The 26,732-nt window shown below is 71.7% G+C and carries 15 protein-coding genes; 7 read left to right on the top strand and 8 right to left on the bottom strand.

All coding sequences use genetic code 11. From position 1 onward, the window contains the following. The first annotated feature begins 125 nt into the window (after positions 1-125). The 5 genes from ACQP17_RS33990 to ACQP17_RS33970 all read left to right on the top strand — a co-directional run bounded on the left by ACQP17_RS33990 (position 126) and on the right by ACQP17_RS33970 (position 13,327). Entirely contained in the window at positions 126-6,059 is a 5,934-nt protein-coding gene (locus tag ACQP17_RS33990; protein ID WP_433860082.1) for a type I polyketide synthase, read from the top strand. 129 nt (positions 6,060-6,188) lie between these two features. Next, positions 6,189-9,200: a 3-phosphoshikimate 1-carboxyvinyltransferase gene (gene aroA, locus ACQP17_RS33985; protein WP_433859764.1), complete on the top strand. Its 3,012-nt coding sequence runs from the start codon at positions 6,189-6,191 to the stop codon at positions 9,198-9,200. A gap of 23 nt (positions 9,201-9,223) precedes the next feature. Next, entirely contained in the window at positions 9,224-10,390 is a 1,167-nt protein-coding gene (locus ACQP17_RS33980; protein ID WP_433860081.1) for an acyl-CoA dehydrogenase family protein, read from the top strand. Next, entirely contained in the window at positions 10,387-11,229 is an 843-nt protein-coding gene (locus ACQP17_RS33975; RefSeq protein ID WP_433859763.1) for an SDR family oxidoreductase, read from the top strand. Before ACQP17_RS33980 ends, ACQP17_RS33975 begins: the two co-directional genes overlap by 4 nt. A gap of 19 nt (positions 11,230-11,248) precedes the next feature. Continuing rightward, on the top strand, positions 11,249-13,327 hold the full coding sequence (locus tag ACQP17_RS33970) for an FAD-dependent oxidoreductase (protein WP_433859762.1): 2,079 nt from the start codon (positions 11,249-11,251) through the stop codon (positions 13,325-13,327). 77 nt (positions 13,328-13,404) lie between these two features. Here the strand turns inward: ACQP17_RS33970 and ACQP17_RS33965 are convergent, their stop codons facing one another. Then, positions 13,405-16,221, bottom strand: coding sequence for a LuxR C-terminal-related transcriptional regulator (locus tag ACQP17_RS33965; RefSeq protein ID WP_433859761.1), 2,817 nt, complete (start codon positions 16,219-16,221; stop codon positions 13,405-13,407). Between the two features lie 587 nt (positions 16,222-16,808). After that, positions 16,809-17,213: a hypothetical protein gene (locus tag ACQP17_RS33960; RefSeq protein ID WP_433859760.1), complete on the bottom strand. Its 405-nt coding sequence runs from the start codon at positions 17,211-17,213 to the stop codon at positions 16,809-16,811. Positions 17,214-18,288: 1,075 nt separating this feature from the next. Between ACQP17_RS33960 and ACQP17_RS33955 the strand changes: the two genes are divergently transcribed. Beyond that, the gene (locus ACQP17_RS33955) at positions 18,289-19,479 is read left to right on the top strand and encodes a 3-deoxy-7-phosphoheptulonate synthase (RefSeq protein WP_433859759.1); all 1,191 of its coding nucleotides are present in this window, start codon (positions 18,289-18,291) and stop codon (positions 19,477-19,479) included. Positions 19,480-19,664: 185 nt separating this feature from the next. Here the strand turns inward: ACQP17_RS33955 and ACQP17_RS33950 are convergent, their stop codons facing one another. From ACQP17_RS33950 to ACQP17_RS33930, 5 genes are all read right to left on the bottom strand, one after another. Continuing rightward, positions 19,665-20,864 carry a cytochrome P450 family protein gene (locus ACQP17_RS33950; RefSeq protein ID WP_433859758.1) on the bottom strand — a complete coding sequence of 400 codons (1,200 nt, stop codon included), beginning with the start codon at positions 20,862-20,864 and terminating at the stop codon, positions 19,665-19,667. Continuing rightward, positions 20,858-21,778, bottom strand: a complete 921-nt coding sequence (locus tag ACQP17_RS33945; protein WP_433859757.1) for an alpha/beta fold hydrolase — start codon at positions 21,776-21,778, stop codon at positions 20,858-20,860. Before ACQP17_RS33945 ends, ACQP17_RS33950 begins: the two co-directional genes overlap by 7 nt. 165 nt (positions 21,779-21,943) lie before the next feature. Continuing rightward, entirely contained in the window at positions 21,944-23,188 is a 1,245-nt protein-coding gene (locus ACQP17_RS33940; protein ID WP_433859756.1) for an MFS transporter, read from the bottom strand. A 322-nt stretch (positions 23,189-23,510) separates the two neighbouring features. Next, the gene (locus ACQP17_RS33935; RefSeq protein WP_433860080.1) at positions 23,511-23,936 is read right to left on the bottom strand and encodes a VOC family protein; all 426 of its coding nucleotides are present in this window, start codon (positions 23,934-23,936) and stop codon (positions 23,511-23,513) included. Positions 23,937-24,034: 98 nt separating this feature from the next. Further along, the gene (locus ACQP17_RS33930; RefSeq protein ID WP_433859755.1) at positions 24,035-24,670 is read right to left on the bottom strand and encodes a TetR/AcrR family transcriptional regulator; all 636 of its coding nucleotides are present in this window, start codon (positions 24,668-24,670) and stop codon (positions 24,035-24,037) included. Between the two features lie 78 nt (positions 24,671-24,748). Here ACQP17_RS33930 and ACQP17_RS33925 point away from each other — a divergent pair, with 78 nt between their 5' ends. Then, complete coding sequence (locus ACQP17_RS33925; RefSeq protein ID WP_433859754.1) at positions 24,749-25,165, top strand: DUF4345 domain-containing protein; 417 nt, start codon at positions 24,749-24,751, stop codon at positions 25,163-25,165. A 366-nt stretch (positions 25,166-25,531) separates the two neighbouring features. Here the strand turns inward: ACQP17_RS33925 and ACQP17_RS33920 are convergent, their stop codons facing one another. Continuing rightward, positions 25,532-26,251 (bottom strand): dienelactone hydrolase family protein, encoded by a 720-nt coding sequence (locus ACQP17_RS33920; RefSeq protein ID WP_433859753.1) that lies wholly within the window; start codon positions 26,249-26,251, stop codon positions 25,532-25,534. Positions 26,252-26,732: the final 481 nt, after the last annotated feature.

Genomic DNA, 26,732 nt, shown 5'->3' with positions numbered 1-26,732 from the left:
TGCTCTCCGCGGACACCGGCGAGGACCAGATCCGGCTCAGGGCCGACGGGGTGTCCGTTCGCCGCCTGGTCAAGCCGGACCGCCCGACGCCACCGCCCGCCGACTGGACGCCGTCCGGCACCGTGATGATCACCGGTGGCACGGGGGCGCTGGGCGGCCATGTCGCGCGGTGGGTCGCCGGACTGGGCGGGTGCTCCCTGCTGCTCGTCTCCCGCCGGGGTCCCGAGGCGCCCGGCGCGCGGGAACTGCTGGCCGAGCTGACCGCCACCGGCACGCCGGTACGGATCGTCGCCGCCGATGTCGCCGACCGGTCCACCGTGGCCGGGCTGGTGCGGGAGGCGGCGGAGTCGGGCGCTCCCGTCCGCGCGGTGTTCCACGCGGCGGGCGTCGCCGACCAGACACCGCTGCTGGAGACCACCCCCGACCGGTTCCACGCCGTCCTGGAGGGCAAGGCGGGCGGTGCTCGGGTCCTCGACGAGGTGCTCGGCGAAACCGACGTGGACGCCTTCGTCGTCTTCTCCTCCGTCTCCGGCATCTGGGGAGGTTCGGGGCAGAGCGCGTACGGGGCGGGCAACGCCGTGCTGGACGCGCTGGCCGCCCGGCGCCGGGCACGCGGTCTGGCCGGTACGGCGCTCGCCTGGGGTCCCTGGTCGGGCGGCGGCATGGTCGACGCCGGTCTGGAGCGACGGCTGCGACGCCAGGGCCTGGCCCCGCTCCCGGTCGACGACGCCATGGCGGCGCTGTCGACGGCGGTGTCCCTCGGCGAGAGCCGGGTCCTGGCCGACGTGGCGTGGCCGCGTTTTCTGCCGCTGTTCGCCGCCGCCCGGCCCGCCCCGCTCTTCGCCGCTCTGCGTCCCGCGCCGCGCCGCGCGACGGCGTCCACCGCGACGGACGCGCCCGGGTCGACGGCCGAGAAGCTGGCCGCCCTCCCGGCCGCGGACCGCGGCCGGGCACTGTCCGACCTCGTACGGGCCGAGATCGCCTCGGCGGTCGGGCACCACGACATGAGCGCGGTCGACGCGGAGCGCCCGCTGGGCGAGTTCGGTTTCGACTCCCTCATGTCCGTGCGACTTCGCAACCGGCTCTCGTCCGCGACCGGTGTCCGTCTGCCGGCGACCCTGGTCTTCGACCATCCGACCGCCGGCGCGCTCGCCAGGCACCTGGAGAGCGCGCTGGCCACCGAGCCGGCGCCACTCCCCCGGCAGCCCGCCGCGCCCGGGACGGCCGTCGCCGACGAACCCGTCGCCATCGTCGGGATGGCCTGCCGCTACCCCGGCGGCGTCGCCTCTCCCGAGGATCTGTGGCAGCTCGTCGCGCAGGGCCGGGACGCCGTCACCGGCTTCCCCACCGACCGGGGATGGGACCTGGCCGGCCTGCGCCACCCGGACCGCTCCCGGGCCGGTACCAGCAGCACCGGCGAGGGCGGATTCCTCGACGACCCCGCCGGATTCGACGCGGACTTCTTCGGCATCTCGCCCCGTGAGGCGCTGGCCATGGACCCACAGCAGCGACTGCTGCTGGAGGCGTCCTGGGCGGCCGTGGAGCACGCGGGGATCGCTCCGGGCGCACTGCGCGGCAGCCGTACCGGTGTGTTCGTCGGCACCATGTACAACGACTACCTGTCGCGTCTGAGCAGCACGCCGGCGAACCTTGAGGGGATCATCGGCATCGCCAACAGCAACAGCGTGATGTCGGGGCGCATCTCCTACCTTCTCGGGCTGCAGGGCCCGGCGGTCACGCTCGACACCGCCTGCTCGTCCTCGCTGGTCGCCCTGCACCTCGCCTGCCAGGCGCTGCGCCGGGGCGAGTGTGATCTCGCGCTGGCGGGCGGCGCCACCGTGATGGCGTCACCGCACATCTTCGTCGAGTTCAGCCGCCAGGGCGGGCTGGCCGCGGACGGGCGGTGCAAGTCGTTCTCCGCCGATGCGAACGGCACCGGCTGGTCGGAGGGGGTCGGCCTGCTCGCCGTGGAACGGCTGTCCGACGCGCGGCGGTTGGGACACGAGGTCCTCGCCGTGGTCCATGGCTCCGCCGTGAACCAGGACGGTGCGTCCAACGGCCTGACCGCCCCGAGCGGCCCCGCCCAGCAGCGTGTGGTGGAGGCCGCGCTCGCGCAGGCGGGCATCGCGGCCGCCGAGGTCGACGCCGTCGAGGCGCACGGTACCGGCACCCGGCTGGGCGACCCGATCGAGGCCCAGGCCCTGCTCGCGACCTACGGCCGGGAGCGCGCGGCGGAGCGGCCGCTGTACCTCGGGTCGCTGAAGTCGAACATCGGCCACGCACAGGCGGCGGCCGGGGTCGGCGGTGTGATCAAGATGGTGCAGGCGCTGCGGCACGAACTGCTGCCCCGCACGCTGCACGCCGACCCGCCGTCACCCGAGGTGGACTGGTCCTCGCAGGCCGTGCGACTCCTCACCGAGGAACACCCCTGGCCCCGGGGCGAGCGGCCGCGCCGGGCCGGCGTGTCGTCGTTCGGGATCAGCGGCACGAACGCGCACATCGTGCTGGCGGAGGGCGATCCCCTCGACGGCGAGCCCGCCGGGGGCACTCCTGTGGACGACAGGTCCGTCGGGAGCGGCACTCCCACGGTCACGCAGGACTCCCCCGCGGCCCGGACCCCGCTGCCGTATGTGCTCACCGCCCGCAGCGCGTCCGGCCTCCCGGCACAGGCCCGCGCCCTGCACTCCCACCTGCTCGACCACCCGGGGCTCGAACCGGCCGAAGTGGCACGGTCGTTGGTCACCACCCGGTCCCTCCACGACCATCGGGCGGTCCTGGTGGCCGAGGACCGGCAGGAGCTGCTCGACACGCTCGCCGCACTCGCGGACCCGGCCGCGGCGACGACGCCCCGGGCGGTGTCCATCGGCACGGCCGGACGCGGGCGGGTGGCGGGTCTCTTCTCCGGTCAGGGTGCGCAGCGGCCGGGCATGGGCCGTGAACTGGCGGGGCGTTTCCCGGTGTTCGCCGCCGTGCTGGACGAGGTGTGTGCGGTGGCCGATCCCCTGTTGGGGCGGTCGTTGCGGGAGGTGATGTGGTCGGAGCCCGCGGAGGTGCTGGAGCGCACGGAGTACGCGCAGCCGGCACTGTTCGCCTTCGAGGTGGCGATGGCCCGGTTGTGGCAATCGTGGGGCGTGGAGTTCTCCGCGCTCGCGGGGCATTCGGTGGGCGAGATCTCCGTGGCATGTGTGGCCGGGGTCCTGTCGTTGCGGGACGCGGCGCGGATGGCGGTGGCGCGGGGCCGGCTGATGCAGGCACTGCCGGAGGGCGGCGCCATGGTCGCCATCGCCGCGAGCGAGGACGAGGTCGCCGCGAGCCTCGCGGACGTGCCCGATGTCGCGATCGCCGCCGTGAACGGCCCCGAAGCCGTCGTCGTCTCGGGGGCGGAGGCCGAGGTGCTGCGGATGGACGCCCACTGGCGTGAACAGGGCCGCCGCACCACCCGGCTGCGGGTCAGCCACGCCTTCCACTCACCCCTCATGGACCCGATGCTCGACGACTTCGCCGCCCTCCTCGGCGAGCTGACCTTCCACGAACCGACCCTCCCCGTCAGCCCCTCCGCCGACAGCTCACACCCCTTCGCGTCCGCCGCATACTGGCTCGACCACGCCCGCCACGCCGTCCGCTTCGCCGACGCCCTCGGCGCCCTGGACGACGCCGACGTGCTCGTCGAACTCGGCCCGGACGCCGCGCTGGCGCCCCTGGCAGCAACGGACCGGCCGGTCCTCCCCTCCGCGCGACGCGAGCACCCCGAGGTACGGACCGTGGTCACGGCGCTCGGCGCCGCACACGCCCACGGCGTATCCGCCGACTGGACGGCGGCGCTCGGGGCGGGCAGGCAGGTCCGGCTCCCCACGTACGCCTTCCAGCACGAGCGCTACTGGCTGGAGGAGGAGACCACGGCGGACCGGGGCACCGGCTCCGTGGACGACCCGGCGAAGGCACGCTTCTGGCAGGTGGTCGAGGACCGGGACCTCGACGGCCTGACCCGCACCCTCGGTCTCGACGCGGAGACGTCCCTGCGCGCCGCGCTGCCCGTACTGCACGACTGGCACCGCACCAGCACCACGCTCGCCCGGGCCGCGGGCTGGCGCTACCGCGTCGCCTGGGACCGGGTGCCCACGGACGCCCCGGCCGGCGCACTCGACGGCACCTGGTGGATCGTCGTCCCGCGGGATGCCGCCGACTCCACGACGGCCGACGCCGTGCGGCAGGCGCTCGCGGCCGCGGGTGCGAACCCCCGCGTCCTCACCGTCGATCCGCACGGCACGGACCGCGCGACGCTGGCGAAGGACCTCAAGGAGCGTGCCGCGGCCGACGGCACGGTGGCGGGGACGGTGTCCCTGCTGGCGGAGTCCGGCGGCGAGGACACCGGGCACCGCGGAGCCGCGGCCGGGGCCCTGGCCACTCTGATCCTCCTGCAGGCCCTGCACGACGCGGACCTCTCGACCCGTCTGTGGACGCTGACGCGGGGCGCGGTACGCACCGGCCCGGCGGACACCGCACCGGACCCCTGGCAGGCCCAGGTCTGGGGCCTGGGTCGCGTCGCCGCCCTCGAACACCCGGCGCTGTGGGGCGGTCTGATCGACCTCCCCGCCGAAGGGGAGCCGGCCGGCTTGGCCGCCGTCCTTTCCGGGACCGCCGGGGAGGACCAGGTGGCGCTGCGCGGGGACGGCGCACATGCGCGTCGCCTCACCCCCGCCGACACGCGCGACGCCCCGGCGGCCGACGCCCACGCCTCCGGTGCGTACCGGTGGGCGGACGGGGCGGTACTGATCACCGGCGGTACCGGAGCGCTCGGCGCGCACACCGCCCGCATGCTCGCCTCGCACGGGGCGTCCCGGCTGGTCCTCGTCAGCCGTCGCGGTCCCGCCGCTCCCGGCGCCGAGGTGCTGCGCGCCGAACTGGAGGCGCTCGGCGCGACGGTCGACCTGACGGCCTGTGACGTGACCGACCGCGAGGCCGTCGGCCGGCTGGCCGGGAGTCTCGCCGCCGCGGGCACCCCCGTCCGCGCGGTGGTGCACGCGGCGGGTGTGGCCGCCGAACAGCCGCTGACGGACCTCGTCGGGGGCGACTTCTCGGCGGTGACCGACGCGAAGGTGACCGCCGCGGAAATCCTCGACGAGGTGCTGGGGGACGACCTGGCGGCGTTCGTCGTCTACTCCTCCATCGCCGGCACCTGGGGCAGCGCGGGCAACGGCCCGTACGCCGCCGCCAACGCCCACCTGGACGCTCTGGTCGAGCGGCGCCGGGCCCGCGGCGCCGCCGGCACGGCCATCGCCTGGGGCCCCTGGAGCGGGGGCGGCATGGCGGACGACCGCTTCCAGGAGGAGATGCTGCGCCGCGGTGTCAGCGCCCTCCCGCCCCACGGCGCCACCGCCGCCCTCGCCCAGGCCCTGGAGCACGACGACACCACTGTCACGATCGTCGACATCGACTGGGACCGCTTCGCCCGCGTCTTCGCCAGCACCCGCCCCAGCCCTCTGCTGCGGCATCTGACGGAGCCCGTCGCCGCTGCCGACGAGCCCCCGGCCCGCACCGAACTGGCCGAACGCCTCGCGGCGTTGGACGCCGAGACGCGGCGCGGCACGGTGCTGGACCTGGTGCGCGCGGAGGTCGCGGGGGTGCTGGGGCATGCCACGTCGCAGGCCGTCGCCGTGGACCGCGCCTTCACCGACATGGGGTTCGACTCCCTCATGGCCGTCGAACTGCGCACCCGGCTCGGCGTGGTCAGCGGCCTGGCGCTGCCGACCACCCTCGTCTTCGACCACCCGAGTCCCGCCGAGGTGACCGACTTCCTCTGCGCCCGGTTCGAGCCGGACCGGGACGCCCTCACCCACGAGATCCTGGAGAAGCTCGACTGGCTGGAGAACACCCTGCTGGACGCCGCCCACAGCCAGGGCGCCCGCGCACGGTTCGGCTCCCGGCTCGATGCCCTGCTCGCCCGACTCGACCGTACGGCGGCCCCGCCCGAGAGCCGGCTGTCGGACCCGGCCGCGGACGCCCTCGAATCGGCGACCGCGGAAGAACTGCTCGCATTCGTCGAGGAACATTTCGACTAGTTCCCCGGTCCCGCACAGGGCGGGCCAACCCCCATAGCTTTAGGGGCCGTTAGGGGATAGTGAATCGATCCGATACGGGAGAACATTCACCAAGAGGATTTGCGAAATGTCTAGGAGTGAACAGATCCCATGCATCTTCTCGTCAAGGGAATTCAGCACCGGATTTCCAGCGAAATCCTCGTACCGAACTCCAAATACCATGCCCACCGTGCGCTGATCCTCGCCTCGCTCGCGGACGGGGAGAGCCGGATCCAGGGCCTGTCCGACGCCCGGCACGTCGAGTACACCGTGCGGCTCCTGCGCGACCTCGGCGTACGGATCGTCCGCGAGGGCGACACCTTCGTGGTGCGGGGGCTCGGCGGCCACTACCGGCCGGTCCGGGACAGTGTCTCGGCCGGCAGCTCGGGCACCACCCTCTATTTCATGACCGGGCTCGCCGCACTGTCGAACCGCGCGGTCACGATCACCGGGCAGAAATACTTTCGGAACCGTCCCGTGGGCCCGCTGCTGCGCGCACTGGAAACGATGGGCGTACGCCTGGAGTCGGCGAATGACTGCCCACCCCTTCGCGTCCTCAGCCATCGGCCCACGGGCGGCGAGGTGACCATTCCGGGCACCTTGTCCCAGTGGATATCCGGACTGCTGCTGCTCGCGCCGTTCGCCACCGGCCCCACCACCATCACCGTGACGGGCGCGCTCAACGAACGCACCTATCTGGAGCTGACCGTCGCGATGATGCGGCAGTTCGGCCTGGAAGTGACCGTGGCCCCCGGCTGGCGGCGCTTCGACGTGGCGCCGCACCAGAGCGTGCGGCCCACCGAGCTGACGCTGCCCCCCGACATCGGTTCCGCGGCCTTCGGCATCGCCACCGCCGCGCTCCACCCCTCCGACGTACTCCTGCGCGGTATGCCGAGCCTGACCGGGGGCCCCGCCGACCACCCCGAGTTCCACTTCCTCGACATCGCCCGCGCGATGGGCGTCCCCATGGAACGGGACCCGGTGGCCGGCGGTGTCCGGATCCAGCAGGACGCCCCCCTGCTGAAGGCCGTCGACGTCGACTGCCGCGACGTGCCGGACATGCTTCCCGTCCTGACCGCCCTCGCCACCTTCGCGCACGGCGAGTCGGTGTTCCGCAATGTCGCGCACACGCGGCTGAAGGAATCCGACCGGGCCGGCGTGATGCTCCAGCTCAACTCCATGGGCGCCGAGCTGGAGTTGTCCGACGACACCCTGCGGGTGACCGGGGTGGACTCGCTGGTCGGCGCGCAGCTGTCCTCGTACAACGACCACCGGGTGCTGATGTCGCTGGCCGTCGCCTCCTCGCGCGCCCGGGGCCACTCCACGCTGTCGTACCCGCACGCCTACCGCATCTCGTATCCGGGCTTCCTCGACATGATGAACACCGTCGGCGTGCCGGCCTCCGTGGAGAAGGGCCCGGCACGCTCCGCCAGGAGCCGTGCCCGCGGACCCGTCCGGGAACCCGTGCGGTCCGTCGCGGATCCGGACCACGCCTGCGAGGTCACCCTGCCGGAGTGGCTGGCCCGGCACGCCGCGTCCCGCCCCGGCGACACCGCCCTCGTGGACGTACGCCCGGACGGCGACTGTGTCGTCACCTGGAGCGACCTGGCCGGCCGGGTGGACAAGGCCGCCGCGCTGCTGCTCGCACTCGGGGTGCGGCCGGGCGAGAACGTGGCGTACCAGCTGCCCAACCGCCTGGAGTTCGTGGTGCTGTCGCTGGCGGCGCTGCGGATCGGCGCCGTCTGCTGCCCGGTCATCCCGTTCTTCCGGGCACGCGAACTCGGCTTCGTGCTGCGCCGCTCGCTGGCCCGCGTCCTGGTCGTCATGGACGAGTACCGGTCCCGGCGCCCCGCGCAGGAGGCACTCGCCCTCGCCGCCACCGGTGGCCCGGACACGGCGCACCTGGAGCATGTCGTGGTGCTGGCCCGGTCGGACGGCGGCAGCCGACCGCCACAGCCGCCACCGGGGGGCGTCCGCCTGCACGACTGGGAGACCGCCCTGAAGGCGACGACCGTCGACCGGGCGGCCCTCGACGCGATCCGTCCGAAGGCCGCGGCGACGGCGCAGCTGTTGTTCACCTCGGGCACCACCGGCGAGCCCAAGGGGGTCATGCAGTCGTCCTCGAACCTGGTCCGGGCCGTGTCGATGGAGATCCGGCATCTCGGCCTCGGCCCCGAGGACGCCGTCTGGGTGCCCTCCCCGCTCGCCCACCAGACCGGGTTCCTGTACGGGATGACGCTGGCGACCGTGCTGGGCGTGCCGCAGATCCTGCAGTCCGAGTGGGACGCGCGGCGGGCCCTGGTCTCGCTGAACACCCACCGGGCGACGTTCGTCCAGGCCGCCACGCCGTTCCTGACCGACCTGGTGAAGGCGGTCGAGGAGCTCGGCAAGGCGCCCCGGCATCTGCGGATCTTCGTGGCGACCGGTGCCACCGTGCCGCGCTCGCTGGCCGAGCACGCGAGCGAGGTGCTGGGCACGAAGGTGTGCGGCGCGTTCGGCACCACCGAAACCTGCCTCGGCGCGCTGTCGAGGCCGACCGACGCGCCGGAGCGGCGCTGGGGCACCGACGGGCGCGTCCTGGAGGGCGTACGGCTGCGGGTCACCGACGACCGGGGCGAGGTGCTGGCACCTGACACCGAGGGCAATTTCGAGATCCTCTCGCAGACGACCTTCGAGGGCTATCTCGACCGCCCCGACCTGACCGCCGAGGCCTTCACCCCGGACGGCTGGTTCCGCACCGGCGACCTCGCGGTGCTCGACGAGTCGGGCTACGTCCGGATCACCGGCCGGGTCAAGGACGTGATCAACCGCGGCGGCGAGAAGATCCCCGTCGGCGAGATGGAGCAGCTGCTGTTCCGTCACCCCGCCGTCGACGACGTGGCCATCGTGGCCATGCCCGACGAGCGTCTCGGCGAGCGTGCCTGCGCGTTCGTCGTGCTCAAGGCAGGCGCGCTGCTCGGCTTCGAGGAGATGTGCCGCTACCTGGACGGGCACCAGGCGGCCAAGCAGTACTGGCCGGAGCGGCTCCAGCTCATCGCGGATCTCCCGCGCAACCCGATCGGCAAGGTCCAGAAGTTCGAACTGCGGGCCAGGGCGCGCCACCTGCGCCCCCACATGCAGTGACAGGAGAAGACGGAGTGCGAAAGATGATGGACGAGCAGCAGTTCGAAGAAGTCCGTGCCACGATCGAGCGGTGGGTGGCGGGCCCGGGCGAGCGCTGGGCCGAACGCATCGAGGAGACCGGCGAGGTACCCGAGGCGGTTTGGAGCGAGCTCAACGAGCTCGGGTTCCTGCGGCTCGCCGCCCCGGTGGAGTACGGCGGCCAGGGCCTCGGGTTCACCCGGTGGATGGAGCTGATGGAGATCTTCTCCCGCTCCCACGGCTCCCTGCGCATGATCGTGCACGTCGTCAACGGCATCTGGCGGTCGATGGACGGCCACGCCTCGGACGAACAGCGCAAGCGGTTCGTGGTGCCGTCCGTCCTGGGCGAGATCAAGATCGCGTTCGCCCTGACCGAGCCGGGCAACGGCACCGGGGCGGACATCACGACCTCGGTGGTCCGCGAGGGCGACACCTACTACCTGTCGGGCTCCAAGCACTTGATCACGTTCGGGATGCGCTGTGACTACTACCTCCTGGCGGCGCGCGTCGCGGGCTCCACGGGCCACGAGGGCACCGTCGCCCTGCTGGTGCCGCGCAACGCGCCCGGTGTGAGCGCCGAGGACACCTCCCGCACGATGGGCGTCACCGGCACCGACCACGCCTCGATCGTCTTCGACCGCACCCCCGTGCCCGTGGACCACCGGCTCGGCGAGGAGGGCCAGGGGCTGGAGGTGTTCCTCGGCGGTTTCCTCACCCCGTCGCGGATCTCCGTCGCGATGAGCTGCGTCGGCCTCGCCCAGCGCGCCCAGCAGCTCGCCGTCGACTACGCCCGCTCCCGGGTGACCTTCGGCAAGTCACTGACGGAGCGTCAGGCCATTCAGTTCATGCTCGCCGAGAACGCGGCCGACATCGAGGCGGCCCGACAGCTCGTGCTGCACGCAGCCCGCCGCTTCGAGGAGGGCGCCGACGACGCGTCCCTGCAGTCCTCGATGGCCAAGATGCACGCGGTGACGATGCTGACCACCGTCACCGACAAGGCGCTGCAGGTCCACGGCGGGCTCGGCTACTGGAAGTCCCAGAAGATCGAGCGCGTCTACCGCGACGCCCGCGCCCAGCGCTTCGAAGAAGGCCCCAACGAGGTACAGAAGGCCGTGGTCTTCCGCGAACTGCTGCGGCAGGCCGGCACCGTCACCGCGGGAGGCGCACGATGAACGACATCCGACCCGACGACGCGGCCGGCGGCGCCACGATCTCCCTCATCACGGGTGCTTCGCGCGGCATCGGACGCGCCCTCGCGCTGACCTTGGCCCGTCAGGGCGGCACCGTGGTCGTCAACTACAAGAAGAACACCGACCTGGCCGAGAAGACCGTCGCCGACATCGAGGAAGCCGGCGGCCGGGGCGTCGCCGTCCAGGCCGACGTCGAGACGACGGAAGGCGTCACGGCGCTGTTCGACGAGGTCGCACGCCGCTACGGACGCCTGGACCACTTCGTCTCCAACGCCGCCGCCAGCGTCTTCAAGAACATCCTCGACCTGGGCGAGCACCACCTGGACCGCTCCTACGCCATGAACCTGCGCCCCTTCGTGCTCGGCGCCCAGCAGGCGGTCAAGCTCATGGACGACGGCGGCCGGATCGTCGCGCTGTCGTCGTACGGATCGGTCCGCGCCTACCCGACATACGCCGCGCTCGGCGGGATGAAGGCGGCGATCGAGGCGTGGGTGCGGTACATGGCCGTCGAGTTCGCGCCGTACGGCATCAACGTCAACGCGGTGAACGGCGGCCTGATCGACTCCGACTCGCTCGCCTACTTCTACGGCATCGAGGGCATGCCCGACATGCGCGGCGTCCTGGACCGCATCCCCGCCGGGCGGCCCGGCACGGTGCAGGAGATGGCCGACACCGTCGCCTTCCTGCTGGGTGAGGGGGCCGGCTACCTCACGGGCCAGACCCTGGTCGTCGACGGGGGCCTGAGCGTGGTCGCCCCGCCCTTCTTCGCGGACGCCGGCGAGGCACTGCGCCTGCCGCCCCGCCCGACCCGGGAATCCTGAGAGACGAGGGGCGGGCGACGTGTACGACCATGTCTTCCGAGCCGGCTCCCTCGGCACCATGCGGCTTCCGCATCGCATCGTCATGGGCGCCATGCACCTCAATCTGGAGACCGGGGACGATGACGGCGCGGCGCTGGCCGCGTTCTACGCCGAGCGCGCGGCCGCGGGCGCGGCGCTCATCGTCACCGGAGGCGTGGCGGTCAACGCCGTGGGCGCGGGCGGCCCGGGGTACGGGGTGATCGGTGACTCCCGGGACCGGGCGGCCCTCTCGGCGGCGGTGCGCGCGGTGCACGAGCGCGGTGGACGGATCGCTCTGCAGCTCTTTCACGCGGGGCGGTACGCCCGGCCCGGCGCCCGCGAGGGAGCCGGGCACCCCGTCGCCCCGTCGCCCGTGCACAGCGCCTTCGCGCGCTGCACCCCCCGGGAGATGTCCCCCGGGGACATCACCACCACGATCGCCGACTTCGCCGAGGGCGCGTCCGCCGCACGCGCCCTCGGATTCGATGCCGTGGAGGTGATGGGCTCCGAGGGCTATCTGATCAACCAGTTCACGGCACCGCTGACCAACCTGCGCGACGACGCGTGGGGCGGTGACGCCGCACGGCGGCGCCGGTTTCCCCTGGAGGTGCTGCGCGGGGTCCGCGCGGCCGTGGGCCGGGACTTCCCGGTGCTCTTCCGCATCTCCGGGAACGACCTGGTGGCCGGGGGCACTCCGCCGGACGAGGTGGCCGCGCTCACGGTGGCGCTCGCCGGGGCCGGGGCCGACGCGCTCTCGGTGGGCGTGGGCTGGCACGAGTCCCCGGTGCCCACCGTGCAGTCCGAGGTCCCCGCCGGTACCTGGGCGGCCTGCGCCAAGGCACTCAAACGCGCGCTGCTGGCAGCCGGACACTCGGATGTCGCGGTGATCGCCGCCAACCGCTTCCCGCACCTCGCGCAGGCCAACGAGGCGCTGTCCGGTGGTGAGGTGGACTTCGTGGCCATGGCGCGGCCGTTCCTGGCCGACCCGCAGCTCGTCACCAAGTCGGCCGCCGGCCGCCCCGACCGGGTCAATACCTGCATCGCCTGCAACGAGGCGTGCATCGACCGCTCCTTCGGCACCGAAAGGGTGTCCTGCCTCGTCAACCCCAGAGCCGGACACGAGAGGCAGTTCCCCCCGCCCCAGCCGGCCCGCCTCCGCAGGGGGCCGTTCGGCCGCTACGCCGTGATCGGCGCGGGCATCGCCGGACTGGAGGCCGCCCGCACGCTGGCCGGCCTCGGCCACCGTGTCGAGGTGTACGAAGCCGCGGCCCACGCCGGCGGCCAGTTCCGGCTGGCCTCCCGGGTGCCGGGGAAGGCGGAGTTCGCCGGGACCATCCGCCATCACGTACGGGAACTGCGGGACGCCGGTGTGCCGCTGCACCTGGGCCGTCGCCTCGGCGTCGCGGACGTCCCGGAGCTGCGGTCATTCGACGGTGTGGTGCTGGCCACCGGTGTGCTCCCCGCCGGGTTGTCCCTCTCCGGCGCGGAGCTGCCCCATGTCCGCGACTACGCGCAGGCGTTCGCCGATCCCGAAGCGCTCGGCGGACGGATCGTCATCATCGGCGGGGGCGGTATCGCCGTCGACCTGGCGCACACCCTGACCACCGGCCCGGATGCCGAGGTGACGCCGGAGGAATTCCTGGCCCGGCACGCCGTGTCCGGGAGCACTCCGCGCTCCGGGAGGGAACCCGCCGTCCGCGACGCACCGCGCGAGGTGACGCTGCTGCGGCGTGGCCGGCGGATCGGAGCGGGCATCGGCCCCAGCACCCGCTGGGTCGCCATGCGGAACCTGAGGGCCGCCGGTGTACGGATGCTCACCGGCGTGACCTACCGGGAGATCACACCCACCGGCGTCCTCCTGGCCGACGCGGACGGCACGGAGCGCTCCCTCGACGCCGACCATGTCGTGCTCGCCGTGGGCCAGGTCCCGGTCGACGAGCTGGCTCCGCTGTTGCGCGGGGCGGGCGTCCCCGTCGTCACCGCGGGCGGCGCCGCGGGAACGGACGGGCTCAACGCCGTACGGGCCACAGCGGAGGGCCTGCGCGCGGCGCACCGGATATCCCGCGTCGCCGTGGGGTGAGGACGTGCGGGAGCGGGGGCACGCGAACGGAGCGGACTCCGCTCCCCCGCACTCCCGGACGGGCGGACTGGTCGGTCTCAGCCGCTCTGTTCGAGGGCCATGAACACCGTGGAGAACCTGTCCAGCAGGTCCTCGCGATGCTGCACGCGGAGCTTTCGGTAGATGCGCGTCAGGTGCTGCTCCACCGTGCTGGCGGTGATGAACAGTTTCCCGGAGATCTCCCGGTTCGTGTGTCCCAGGATCGCCAGGACCGCCACGCGCCGTTCGGCGGAGCTCAGTTCGGCGAGCTCCGGGTGGTGGCAGACCGGCTGCATGTCCCGTCCGGGCCCATGGGCATCCGTGGTGACGAGCGCGAGCAGCCGTCCCGCCTCGCACTGCTCGGCCATGCGCCGGGCCCGCTTCGAGGTGGTCCGGGCGAGGTTCAGTCGCGAGGTCTCCCGGTAGGCGGCGGCGAGTTCGGTCAGCGTGTAGGCGAGCTGCAGCCTGCTGCCGTCGCGTTCCAGTGTGTCCGCGGAGTTCTTCAGCAGGGAGAGCCGCCGGGCGTCGTCCTTGGTGGTCTTGGCGAGGAGGCGCAGCGTGGTCCCGTGGACGGACGTCTCCTCCTCGGGCAGCTGTTGCAGCTGTTGCCGCAGCGCGTCCCGGGCACCCGCCACGTCCCCGAGGGCCAGATACGCCTCCGCCATCCCGCAGCGCCAGGGCACCAGATGGGTCTGGTCGGCGCGCGCGGGCGTCTCGATCCACAGGGAGGCGCTCATGTCCCTGCACGACTCGAAGTCGGCCAGCGCCGCGTGCAGCCGATCGGTCGCCAGGTGATACCTGCCGCGGGCGTAGACGTACTTCAGCCCGCCACATCCCTGGTACGCCGCCGGGGGGATGGGCCGGTCGAGCACCTCCGCGGCCTCCTGCGGCCTGCCCATCTCCGTCAGGGTCTGGACCAGCAGCGCGGCGATACTGGCGATCGGCGCGCCCCATTCGTGCCAGGGCTTGCGCGCGAGCGCCTTTTGGATCCACCGGTACGCGGAGCCGAGGTCACCGAGCTCCAACGAGATCTTCGCCTGCACGACCGACACCAGGGCCTCCCACAGCGGCGACGGATGCGCTTCGAGCGCCTCCGACAGCTGGGTGAACCACGGCCGCGCGGCGGGCAGGGAGCCCAGGCTCTCCAGCACGGTGTAGGCGAACAACAGGGTCTCCACCGCGGAGGACTGGACCCGGATGCCCTGGAGCACCTGCTCGGCCCAGAAGATCGCCTGGGCCCGGTCTCCCTCATTGGCCGGGGCATGGATCTTGCGCAGACCGGTGAGCAGGGAATGCACGTCGGCGCCCGGCCCGTAACGCTCGTCGGCCTCGCTCGAGGAGGACAGTTCCAGCGTCGCCCAGTCCATCGGCATACCGCTCCACAGGCTGTAGAGCGCTTCCGCGAGACCGACCTCGGCCGGGTAGGGGGACCGCGGAGCCTTCTCACGCATCAGGGGCATCAGCTCCGCGGCCAGCTCCGTCAGACCGTGCCACAGCGCCGCTCGCACCAGGAACGCCAGGTCCGTGGCGTTCAGGACACCACGGAAGGCGGCGCGGCCCAGCGTCGGCAGCAGGGAGGCCACCAGCCCCGGGTCGGTCAGCCAGGTGGTGCGCAGCAGCATCATCTCCACGGCGGAGCGCTCTTCGGGGCCGACCGCGGAGCCCTTGGCCAGCTTGAGCAGCCTGCCGGCGACGTCCGTACTGCCGCTCTTCAGGGCCTGGTTGACGAGGCCCAGGACGAGCGGCAGATCCCACGGTGCGCCGATCATCCCCACCGCGGTGAGATGCTCCACGACCTGTGTCAGGGGCGCGCTGTCCTCGAAGAGGACGTGTGCGGCCCGCAGATGCAGCTCGCCGCGCGCGGTGAAGCTCTCGTCCTGGAGCAGCGCCCGGCGCATGTCGGGCCGCAGGCAGTCGCCGGCCAGCATGCCGAGGTCATTGAGCGCACCGAAGATCCTGCTGGCCCTGGTGATGTCGATCCCGAGCAGTCGGGCCAGCCGTGGCAGGGAGGCGAAGTCGCCGAGGACGGCCACCGCGTGGGCGCCGCTGAGCATGCCGGGCATGTCCGTGTCGCTGATCATGCCCCGGACGCCGTCGTGGAAGGCCGTGTCGACGGTCAGTTCCTCCGGCTTCGGATCGGCCGACGTGAGCCACGTCCGCAGCAGAACGTCGATGAGAAGCAGATTGCCGCCGGTCAGGTCATGGAGGTCATCGGCCATGCGGTGCGCCGCCGAGCACGGGATGGAGCCGCGGAATTGCGGGAGGTGCTCGGTGAGGGACCAGGCGATCTGCTTGCGTCCCAGGAGCCGCATCCGGACCAGGCTGGTGTACGGCAGTCGCAGGATGTCCGTGCGCAGGTCGTCGCAGAACGAGAGGGCGCACCCTGTTCGCTCGGCCATGGCCAGCCGGATGGGCGTCCCCTTCAGCCGTCGCGCCACGAAGCGCAGGAACAACTGCGAGGGGCCGTCGACGTAGTTGATGTCGTCGACGACTATGAGCAGGGGACGTCTCGCCGCGATCTTCAACAGTCGGGCGTACACCCACTCGAAGGTCAGGCCGGACGGGTTCCGCAGACCATCCGCGAGGGACGCCGAGGGGCCGGCGCCGTGGGGCCGGTCCCCGCCCTCCTCGGCCGCGTCCAACTGGTCCAGGATCTGCTGCAGGACCCCGAACGGGGAACCGTACTCGTTCAGCCAGCCCGTCGCCCACAGGCTCAGCGCTCCGGAGTCCGCTTCCGCTGCGCAGATCCGGTTGAGCGTGGTGGTCTTCCCTGCGCACTTCGGTCCACGAAGGAAGAGGAGTCCCCCATTTTTCTGCCAGTTCTCGAACTCCGGGGTCGCATGTTTCGACAGAACTACTTCAAGGATGTCGCTCACGGGGGTCCTCTCGCAAGACACAACTGCAAGTCAGCAGCGCACTATTGGCTTGGATGCGCGTGATGATGTATGCGCATCGAGGAATGAACATCCGACATTGACGACGGACCGTATCAACCGGCCTTCGCCCCTGGAATGCCTCAATGGCTGGATACCGAGGTCGAGTTCGGAAATGTCGCCCCCTCTCCGAGCCGTCAACCGGTGGTTCGTACTCCGTCGTTCGCCGCCCGCCACCCGGTCGGACACCACCCGGTGCCCACGCCTGTGGCCCCTTGCCGACCCGCGCCGGCACACGGCTCACGGACGGAGCGTCACGGGCGTCGGGGGCATCCGGCCGACATGGCGCCTACGGCGCGAGGAGGTGGCGGCACCCCGGCCCGCCCGTGCGCCCTTCGGCCCTCCTCGCGGACCCGGCCGCCGGCATCTCCAGGTCCGGGAGCGTGTTCGAGGATGGCGCGTTCCGGACGACGCGGTACCCCCGACGGCTCCGGTCCGAACCGCTCTACGACTTCGCCCCCGAGGTGCCCGACGACCGACAGCGTCGGTCCGCCGACCGCACCGGTGGAGCGCCGGCGCCGGCCGACCGCTCAGCCGCTCACCCAGCGGGCCCTCGGCGACGGCTTCCTACAGTGCGCCCGCTGCCCGCCGGAGGTGGCCGACCGCCGGTCCGACATCGAGGCGCTCTTCCGGGTCCAGCCGCCCACCCTCCGGAGCGCCCCTTCCCGGCCGGTGCGGATCACCGCCCGCCGGTCGGCGAGTGCCGCACCCGGCCGCAGGTCGAGCCGCGGATACCGGACGACGTGGCCGATCGCCTTGCCCGCGGTGCGGGGAGCCTCGTCGGGCCGCCGGACACCGAGCAGCGTGCGGGTGGCCAGGACCCGGTCGGCGTTCAGCGGAAGACAGGTGAGCAGCCGGCGTTCCCCCGGACCACCGAGCGGCGATATCGCGCCGTCCACGTCTGTCCGAGGAGTGCCCTGTACGCGTAAGTGCACGTCAACCTCATTTCCCTCTACCCCCGCCTTTTATCGTTCCTGACGGCCGGTCGACCGCGGAGACATCACCACGCAGGCGATGGCGAGAATGCACCGCGGGTGAGGCGGTGACGGAAAAGGAGTCGGGCTGAGCCCGGTGCCGGCACGTCCACTCTCCATCCCCTCTGCTCATCGCTACGGATTCGGCTGGAATTCTGGAGATCTGCGTCGCCACGGAGGACTCGGAAAGAAAGAATGTGCGGATACGTGGCAGCATCCGCACTTCTGTGGATGACCGACTTCCTCGGATCCGGAATGGACCGGACGGACGGGTTCGGCGGATCTCGCTCTGTCAGATTGCATGGATGCCCGGTCCGGAGTCCAGCTCCCCAGAAGATCTTTGCCCTTTTGAACATGCCGGCACTCCCCGCGAGGGAGGGGTACGGCAGGCGGCGGCGGACGACCGTGGTGAACGGCCCGGGGAGTGGTGAACGGCGCACAGACACTGCGCTCGAGCGCCTTGCGCCCGGCCACGGGGTTCAAGCGCGAGTCCGTCGCCCCGGGGGCCTGAGCGGCGAGCGACCGGGCGGCCGGCAGACCCGCACCAGGGCGGCGGCCAGGCCCCGGATACGTCCGGGAAATTTTACGTCGCAACAAGGAAGTCCGCATCGAAGACCAACTCACCCCCTCCATGCCGAGTTGGACCGGATGGCGATCTACGGACGGCGGATCCAGAACAGGCGGCCGGCCGAAGAGCGCCTGCGCTCACAGCATGAACCACTCGGCGGAGCCTACGGAAGGCACACCCCCACTCATTTCGAGGACCCGGTTTACTCACCCCTAATATTTAGGATTCCCCCCTATTTTCCCGCACCACCCCCCTGTTTTCGCCAGCGCGCGAGGTGCGCCATTCGCGGGCTGATTATAGTCAAGTCAGCCTGTGCCGCTGTCCCCCATCAGGCATTCCGGGAACAGGGCTGATTCATGGCACTTCGGGATGTTCTTCGAGGCGAGTGCCGGTGAGTTAACCGTCGAGGCCGCTTCGCCCGTTTCTCCGCATTCCCTACGTTCCCTTCCCGACACTCTGGAGGCTGTGGTGGGTAGCTCCGTCACACAGACACGCAATCCCGCCCGGCAGCAGCCCGACTGGGCCGACCCCTTCCAGGCGGAGCGGGTACGGACGATCCTCGCCGAGCGTCCTCCTCTGGTGCGGGCGGAGGACGTCCGCGGACTCGGTGACCAGTTGGCGGGGGTGGCGCGAGGAGAGGCCCACGTCCTCCAGGCCGGTGACTGCGCGGAGCACCCCGACGAATGCACGGCGGAACACGTCTCGCGCAAGTCCGCCCTGCTGCACCTGCTCGGCGACACCCTGCAGGCCGCGACCGGCAAACCGGTGGTGCGCGTGGGGCGCATCGCCGGCCAGTTCGCCAAGCCCCGCTCGCACCTGGTCGAACCGGTCGACGGTGTCGACCTGCCCGTCTATCGCGGTCACATGGTCAACGCCCCCACCCGCGACCTCGCCGCCCGCCGCCACGACCCGCTGCGGATGCTGACGGCCTACCGGGCGGCCCATGACGTCATGGAGCATCTCGGCTGGCACGGCCCCGCCGGCGACGCACACCACCTCGGTACCGGTACCTCGACTCCGATCTGGACCAGCCACGAAGCACTTGTCCTGGACTACGAATTCCCCCTGGTCCGTGACCTGGACGACGGACGACGCCTCCTCGGCTCCACCCATTGGCCCTGGATCGGCAAGCGCACCCATCAGCTCGACGGTGCCCATATCGACCTGATCTCCGAGGTGCTCAACCCCGTTGCGGTGAAGGTCGGTCCGACGACCACCCCGGCCGACCTCACCGCGCTGTGTGCCCGCCTCGACCCGCAGCGCCGTCCGGGCCGCCTCACGCTCATCGCCCGCATGGGCGCCGATGCGGCGCACTCATGCCTCGCCCCGCTCGTCCGGACCGTCCACCGTGCCGGCCACCCGGTGATCTGGCTGTGCGACCCCATGCACGGCAACACCGTCAGCGCCCCCGACGGCCACAAGACCCGCTTGCTGCCCACCATGGCGGAGGAGGTCCAGGCCTTCTGCCGGGCCGTCACCGTCGCCGGTGGCATCGCCGGCGGACTCCACCTGGAGGCCACACCCGACGACGTCACCGAATGCGCCCCCGACTTCCGCGCCCTCGACTCCCCCACCGTCCGCCGCACCACCCTGTGCGACCCCCGCCTCAACCCCGGACAGGCCGTCGCACTCGTCTCGACGTGGCGCCAAGACGGGTGAACACGTACGGCGGGGAAGGCCTTCACCTTGCCGAGCCCCGGGACCGACAGCCGTGACGCACCGTGGCCCCCGGCATCGGCGGATCGCCGCCTCCCGCGCGAAACGGAGATCGGCCGCCCGCCTGTGCGCCGTCCCCGTCGCCCACCCGGACGACCGGGCCGGTTCGGTTCAGCGTGCGGGAACGCTCACCAGCGCACCGGCAGACTGCGTACGCCCCGGACTCTGATGCCCGGCAGCCAGTCGAGACCGGCCGGATCGATGTCGAGCGCCAGGTCGGGACAGCGGCGTAGCAGGGTCAGGATCGCGACCCGGCTCTCCATCCGCGCCAGCCCGGCACCCAGGCAGAAGTGGATGCCGTGGCCGAAGGCGACGTGGCCGCTGCGGGTGCCGGTCGTTCCGCGGTGGATGTCGAACGTGTCGGGTCGCTCGAACCGGGCAGGGTCACGCCCCGCCGCCGCGATGCTGACCAGAACCGTCTCCCCGGGCGGGATCTTCGTGGCGCCGTAGCTGACGGCCTCGGTGGTGAACCGCTTGGTCGACGTCTCCACCGGGCCGTCGTAGCGCAGCATCTCCTCGACCGTCTGGTCGATCAGGCCCTCCGGGTCGGTACGCAGCGCCGCCAGTTGTGGGGGGTTCGCCAGGAGGGCGCGTACCCCGTTGGTGATCAGGTTGGCCGTGGTCTCGTGGCCCGCTACGATCAGGATGAACACCATCGAGTGCAGCTCGGCGGCCGACAGGCGGTCGTTGTCCTCCGCGGTCGTCCGCAACAGCGAGGAGATCAGGTCGCCGGTCGGCGTGGAACGGCGCTTGTCCTCGATCAGGTTCTTCAGGTAGTCCGTCAGGGCCATCCCGGCCTGCGCGAAACCCCGGCTCTTCCACCAGGCGATGGTGTCGGGTTCGGCCGGCACCAAAACCCGCTCCGTCCAGCCGCGGAAGTCCTCCCGGTCGGCGAACGGAACCCCGAGCAGTTCGCAGAGCACGGTGATCGGCAGCGGGGAAGCCAGCGACGGGACCAGGTCGGCTCGCCGCCCCCCGGCCACCATCTCATCCAGGAGACCGTCGGTGATCTCCTGGACGCGCGGGCGCATCGCCGCCACCCGGCGCGCGGTGAACTCCCGCGAGACGAGCCGTCGCAGCCGCGTGTGGTCCGGCGGATCGGTGATCAGGACGTGCCGCTCGTCCTCGCTCGGCGGTTCGAGGGACTTGGCCAGACGCGGATCGGACAGGGCCGCCCGGGCCTCGTCGTAGCCGACGATCAGCCAGAACCGGTCCCCATCGGCCAAGACGATCTCGTGCACCGGCCCGGCCTCGCGCAGCCGGGCGTAATAGGGGTACGGATCGGTGAAGAAACCGGGGCCGTACGCGCTCAGGTCGACGGTCACCATACGGAGGACGCCGACTCGTCGTGCCCGGGGCGGCCGGCCGGATGCTCCAGGCCGGTCAGGTAGTCGAGGTCGGCCAGCGGCTGGTCGGTGAAGAACCGCAGCACCAGGTCGGCCCAGTCGGCATGGCGTTCCAGGAAGGACACGTGGCAGGTCTCGCGCATGGTCGTGAACGCCGCGCCGTCGATGCCGGCGGCCATCGTCCGCGTCAGGTCGGGGGGTGCGAGCTCGTCGTGCTCCCCGGTCACGCACAGGGCGGGTATCCCGGAGATCCGGCCCGGCAGCGTCGCCGGGTGATCGGCCAACCGCTGGGCGACGGCGAGGTACCGCACCAGTTCGGCCTCCGACGCCGAGCTCAGATGGTCGAGCAGCGCACGCCGGACGGCCACCCGATTGCGTACGGTCCGGGTCGGGTCCCCGTTCACGCACAGCTCCACCATCTTGTGCCCGAACACGTCCGCGCGGCGCAGGCTCAGCCAGTGTTCGAGTTCGGCGGCCCCGCGCCGTGCGGTGTCGCCCAACGCCGCGCCGGTGAGCATCAGCCGCGCGACCCGCTCCGGGTACTCCTGGGCGAACCGGTGCGTGGGCGCGGCGCCCAGGCTGATGCCGAGCAGGTTGATGCGGGACAGATCGAGTTCGTCGAGCAGATAGGCCAACGCGTCCGCGTCGAAGCCGTATCCGACGGTCCGCGGCACCGGGTCGGGCGAGTACGAGCCCGGCGGCTCCATGCAGATGATGGTGGCCGAGTCGCGCCAGAACTTGTCGTAGCGGTGGTAGCTGCGGATGTTCTGGAACGCCGCGCACATGACGACGATCGGCTCGGTGACCGGTTCCGGGCACTCAAGAATCCGGCAGGCGAATGCGTAACCCTGGTACGTGAATTGCCTGACCTCTTCGGCCGCGATGCTGTCGGCCATGGTTGCGTTCTCCGATCCGCCGGTGACCCGGCACGGTGAGGGAATTGCCGGCCCGCGGGCGGTGCCACGCCGACCTGCTCGACCGTCTTCCGGGCGTACGTCAGCAGGTGGACCGGCGGATGCCGGTCGGCCGGTGGAATGCGGGGTGAGGGGGGCGAGACCGGATCATGCGGTGACTTCTTCGACCGTTTCGTCCGCCGGTGCGCGCGGTTTGCGGCCGACTACGGTCAGCACCAGTGCGACGACGACGAGCGCCGCGCCGGCGGCGACGGGCAGCGCAGGCCCGGAGAGGTCGAGCAGCACCCCGGTCAGTGCCGCACTCAGCGCGCCGCCGCCCGCGGTTGCCGTCGCCATCCAGCCGAACGCCTCCGCCCTGCGGTCCTCCGGGGACGCCTCGGCGATCTGCTCGTAGGTGGCCGCCAGAGTCGGCGCGAGGGCCGTCCCGCCGAGGAACAGCACCACGAAGACCAGCCAGAGGGGCACCGTCCCCAGAACCGGTGGGAGCAGGACGGCGAGCGCGGCCATCCCGACGGCCATCCCGGCCACCCGCAGCGCCCGGGGCAGTCCCCGGGCGAAGGTGCTCAGTGCGAATCCGCCGGCCAGTGAGCCGGCCGTCCAACAGGCGGTCAGCACCCCGGCCAGGGCGGGACGGCCGATGTTCTGCGTCCAGGCCACCACCGACAGGTTGACGGCGAAGATCGCGGCCGTGACCAGCATCGAGATGGCGACCACCCGGACGAAGGGCCCCTCGGTCAGCAGGGACCGCCGGGCGAGTCGCTCGCCGCGCTGCGGCAACGGCTCGCCGCCCACGCCGGCGCGGCCGAGCGAGGCGGCGAAGACGAGGGCCGAGACCAGGGTCAGCAGCGCCGTGACACCGACCGCCCAATACGGGCCGGCGACGGCGATGACCAGGGAGGCGAGCAGCGGCCCGGTGGTGGTGACCACCTCCGACGCGGTCGCCTCAGCGGTGTAGAGCGCGGAGGTCAGCTCCGAGCCGACGATCTTGGGCCACACCGCCCGGCTGATCTGTGACACCGGCACGGCACTGAGTCCGGTCACCAGCGCGACGAGCACGACCACCGGCCACGAGGACGAGGGCGCCCTCGCCGCGAGCGTCACGATCGCGGCCAGGCCCGTCGTGTAGCCGACGCCCGTGATGACCAGCAGCCGGACGGTCGAGCCGCGGTCCGCCGCCCGTCCGCGCAGCGGCCCGGCCGCGCCCTGTCCCAGGGTCAGTGCGCAGCCGACCAGGCCGACGACGACGTACGAGTGGCTCCAGCGCACCAGCATCAGCGACAGCGCGATCGGCAGCGCCGACACGTTGAGCCGGCCCAGCATCGACCAGAGGAACAGCCGGGGCAGACCCGGAACCCTCATCAGGTCCTTGACGCCACTCATCGGTTGAGACACGTGGAGTCCTTCCTGGAGGGTCACCGTGGGGCCCCTGACTCAACCAGAGCCAACGACGGGCCAAAACCCCTACGAGCCCCTAGCTCACCTTGGCCGCGGGCTTCTGGGAACCGTCCTGGCTCGTCATGTCCAGGTCGCCGAACCGCTCGGCAGCTCACGGGAATCAGTGCGTCGCCGGGTGCCCCCGGCACGAGATCGACCGGCACCGGCGTCGCCGCGGGCACACCAGCGGCGTACGCGAGGAGCTCAAGCGTCCGCGGGCGGAGAACAAGCCCATGAGGGGCGCTCCGCGGCCGGCCGCCGGTGTCGGGGCGAGGGGCAGCTAACCGATCTGTTCGGCCAGGGCGACGATGATTCCCGAGGGGCCGCGGAGGTTGCAGAGGCGGTAGACGTTCTCGTACTGCGCCACCTCGCCGAGGAGTTCGGCGCCATGACGGCGCAGGCGGGTGATCGTGTTGTCGATGTCGTCGACGGTGAACATGACGCGGTGCAGGCCCAGGGTGTGGGGTGGCGGGTTGGGCGCTGCGGCGGTGACCGCCGCGGGGGTGTGGAACTTCGTCAGCTCCAGTTTGCCGTGGCCGTCCGGCGTGCGCATCATCGCGATGGCGCTGCGGACTCCATCGAGCCCGAGCATCCGGTCCGGGCAGGTCCCCTCGATCTGTGCCTCGCCTTCCAGCTCCATGCCGAGCTCGGTGAAGAAGGCGATGGCGGCTTTCAGGTCGTCGACGACGATGCCTACGTTGTCCATCCGCTGAATCGTCACGGGTGCTCCTTGTTCGTCGTGCAGTGCGTTCCGGCTACTGGTACCCCTGGGACGGAGTCGGGGCCGCGTTCTCGACACGCGGATCAGGCGGCACCTGGCGTGTCGGAGGGGTGCGGCGGCCAGGCGTTGGCCGGGGTGTCGGGCAGCAGCGGCCGGAGGGCGCCGAGCAGTGCGCCGATGCAGGTGTCGCGGAGCTGGGTGCGGGTGCAGGTTTCGTGGCTGAGCCAGTCGACGCAGAGGACCTGGACGAAGACCAGCCAGCTTTTCAGGACGGCGGAGACGGCCTCGCGGGCGCCGTCGTCGGCGAGTGGGAGTACGGCCAGCAGTCGCGCGCGGAGTGCGTCCAGTTCCTTGGTCATGATCGACTGAATGACCGGGTCGCCCGCGAGCACCCGGTTCGCGGCGAGGACGGCGTTTCGGTGGGCCGTGAAGTAGTCGAGGTGGACGTCCATGCCCTGGATGAGCTGGTCCATCAGGGAGTCGGCGGGGTCGAGGCGGGTTTCGGCGAGCAGTTGGTCGGCCGCCTGTTGGTAGACGGCTGCGAAGAGGGCGTGCTTGCTGGGGAAGTGGCGGTAGAGCAGCGCCCGGGAGACGCCGGCCTTTTTGGCGACGTCCTCCATCAGCACGTCCTCGTATGGGTCTGCGGCGAAGAGTTGCGCCGCGACGGTGAGGAGCTGGGCGCGGCGATCGGTGGGGCTGAGTCGCTGGCGGGGAGGCACGAGCACAGGTTACTTGACATGTGTCTACTGGCACCCGCAAGCTAGTTGACACATGTCAACTAAAGACGTGGAGGGATCATGGCAAGGGCTCTTCGGGCACTCACCCAGCTGATGGGCTGGTCCAGCGTGGCGATCGGTCTGTTTCACGTCGCACTCGGCAACGCGGCGATCCCCGGGGCCGGTTCGGCCGGCGCGACGGTCGACAGCTGGGGCCGGTTCATGGGGGCCAGCTTCGCCGGTTACGGGCTGGCCTGGCTCTGGGCCGCCCGACAGCGACCCATCCCGGCTCTCGCGGTGCGGTGGCTGGCGGGCGTCTTTCTGCTGGGCGGCGTGGGCCGGCTGATCTCGCTCGCCGTGCACGGCCGGCCGCAGTGGTTCCAGATCGTCCTGGCGGTGATCGAACTCGGTCTGCCGCCCGTGTTCTTCTGGCTGGCCGACGCGGACGAACGCGCTCTGCGCGGCGAGGCGGAGACGAGGACCGTACCCGCCGGGTGAGGCACGTGGTGTGACCGAAGGAGCCGGTGACGCCCGGCTGAACACCGTCGAGCGACTCAGCCGCCTCGGCGGCATACCGCACCGGAGGGGATGGTTTCGCCCACCCCGTCACGCAGCGTGCACAGGGCACAGTAATCGAGCCAGACCCCGGGCGCCGACAGCGGGGATAGGCGGTGGGGGCGGCGCTCGAAGCGCTGCTGGAATCGGACAGTTCGTGGCTTCGGGCGGTGCGGGCCCCCGCCGGGTGAACGGGGGCCCGCGGCGGGTGAGCGGGGGCCCGCGGCGGGGAGAGCCGGGAGCTGTCGTTGACGGGCAGCGTCCCGGCCGGACTCACCTACCGCCTGCCGCCGGCCGGACGGCCCGGCCTCACTTCAGGTGCCGGCCGAAGAACCGGTCACCGTCCTCCACCTCGAACCACGGGGTGCCGACGTGCCCGCCCATATTGGCGTGCAGCGTCTTCTCCTTGCTGCCGAAGGCGTCGAACAGGTCCAGGGCCCGCTGCCGGGGGTTGCCTTCGTCGTCCCACTGCAGCAGGAGCAGCAGCGGTACGGAGATCTGCCGCGCCTCCTCGCGTTGGGCGTGGGGCACATAACCGCCGGCGAAGAAGCCGGCGGCCGCGATGCGCGGCTCGATCGCCGCCAGCCGAATCCCGAGGGCGGCCCATCCCGAGTACCCGACCGGACCGCCGATCCCGGGCAGCGAAAGGAGGGCGTCCAGAGTGGTCCGCCATTCCGGGACCGCCTTGTCGACGAGCGGCGCGATGAAGGACTCGAAGATCTCGTCGACCGGCTCGCCGGCCCGCATGGCCCGGCGCAGCTCGGCGCGGGCCCGCTCGTCGGAGGCGGAACGGGGCCGCTCGCCGCACCCGGCGGCATCGATGGAGGCCACCGCGTAACCGTGCGCCGCGGAGTGCCGGGCCCGCGCCACCAGCCGGGGCTCGCTCCTGGGCAGGCCGTTGTTGTGGGCCGTCAGGATCAGCGGAGCCGGGGCGGATCCAGAGGTCCACAGAGTGCCGGGGATCTCCCCCAGGATGAATTCGCGTGCGACGACGCCGTCGTCGAGATGCTGTTCAGAAGTGATGTGCATGGTCGTGCCTTTCGAGAGCGCTCGTGAACGGCGCTCCCGGACGACCTATCGCCCGACCGTGACCCCGCAGGGGAGCACCCATGTCGATACTGCGTTCACGGGTACCACCTCCTCGTTCTTTCGCACGGCCTCCGGGAACGTAGCAGTGGTGAGGGCGGCCCGCCAACGGGTTTTCGCGGAGGCTCCGTCACCGTGGCGCGCGACCGACCCTGGGTCGGATAGATGGCCAGATACAGCCCTACATGTCAGATTGGCCGGTTTTAAGATCATCAGCTTGCCCAGGGGGCTGTGCAAGGACATGATCACTGCTCGTATCAAGCTGATCACTCATCCAGGAGCCGAGCCTTGAGAGGCCGAATCGTTTTGCGCACCCTCCCCACCGTGGCCGTGAGCGCGGCCCGTGCCGGAGCCCAGGCAGCCACCCCGGACCTGTCCGCCCAGGCAACGCCTTTGAGGTAACGGCGTACCGCCGGCCCTGTCC

Source organism: Streptomyces kronopolitis, from assembly GCF_050953795.1.
In the GTDB taxonomy this organism is placed as follows: domain Bacteria; phylum Actinomycetota; class Actinomycetes; order Streptomycetales; family Streptomycetaceae; genus Streptomyces; species Streptomyces kronopolitis_A.
This window is presented reverse-complemented; position numbering and strand designations above follow the sequence as displayed.

Excerpts from the sequence above, each read along its gene's own strand:
- ACQP17_RS33975 (WP_433859763.1), top strand. The coding sequence starts at position 10,387 with ATGAACGACATCCGACCCGACGACGCGGCCGGCGGCGCCACGATCTCC.
- ACQP17_RS33990 (WP_433860082.1), top strand. The coding sequence starts at position 126 with ATGATCACCGGTGGCACGGGGGCGCTGGGCGGCCATGTCGCGCGGTGG.
- ACQP17_RS33925 (WP_433859754.1), top strand. The coding sequence starts at position 24,749 with ATGGCAAGGGCTCTTCGGGCACTCACCCAGCTGATGGGCTGGTCCAGC.
- ACQP17_RS33920 (WP_433859753.1), bottom strand. The coding sequence starts at position 26,251 with ATGCACATCACTTCTGAACAGCATCTCGACGACGGCGTCGTCGCACGC.
- ACQP17_RS33980 (WP_433860081.1), top strand. The coding sequence starts at position 9,224 with ATGATGGACGAGCAGCAGTTCGAAGAAGTCCGTGCCACGATCGAGCGG.
- aroA (WP_433859764.1), top strand. The coding sequence starts at position 6,189 with ATGCATCTTCTCGTCAAGGGAATTCAGCACCGGATTTCCAGCGAAATC.
- ACQP17_RS33945 (WP_433859757.1), bottom strand. The coding sequence starts at position 21,778 with ATGGCCGACAGCATCGCGGCCGAAGAGGTCAGGCAATTCACGTACCAG.
- ACQP17_RS33950 (WP_433859758.1), bottom strand. The coding sequence starts at position 20,864 with ATGGTGACCGTCGACCTGAGCGCGTACGGCCCCGGTTTCTTCACCGAT.
- ACQP17_RS33935 (WP_433860080.1), bottom strand. The coding sequence starts at position 23,936 with ATGGACAACGTAGGCATCGTCGTCGACGACCTGAAAGCCGCCATCGCC.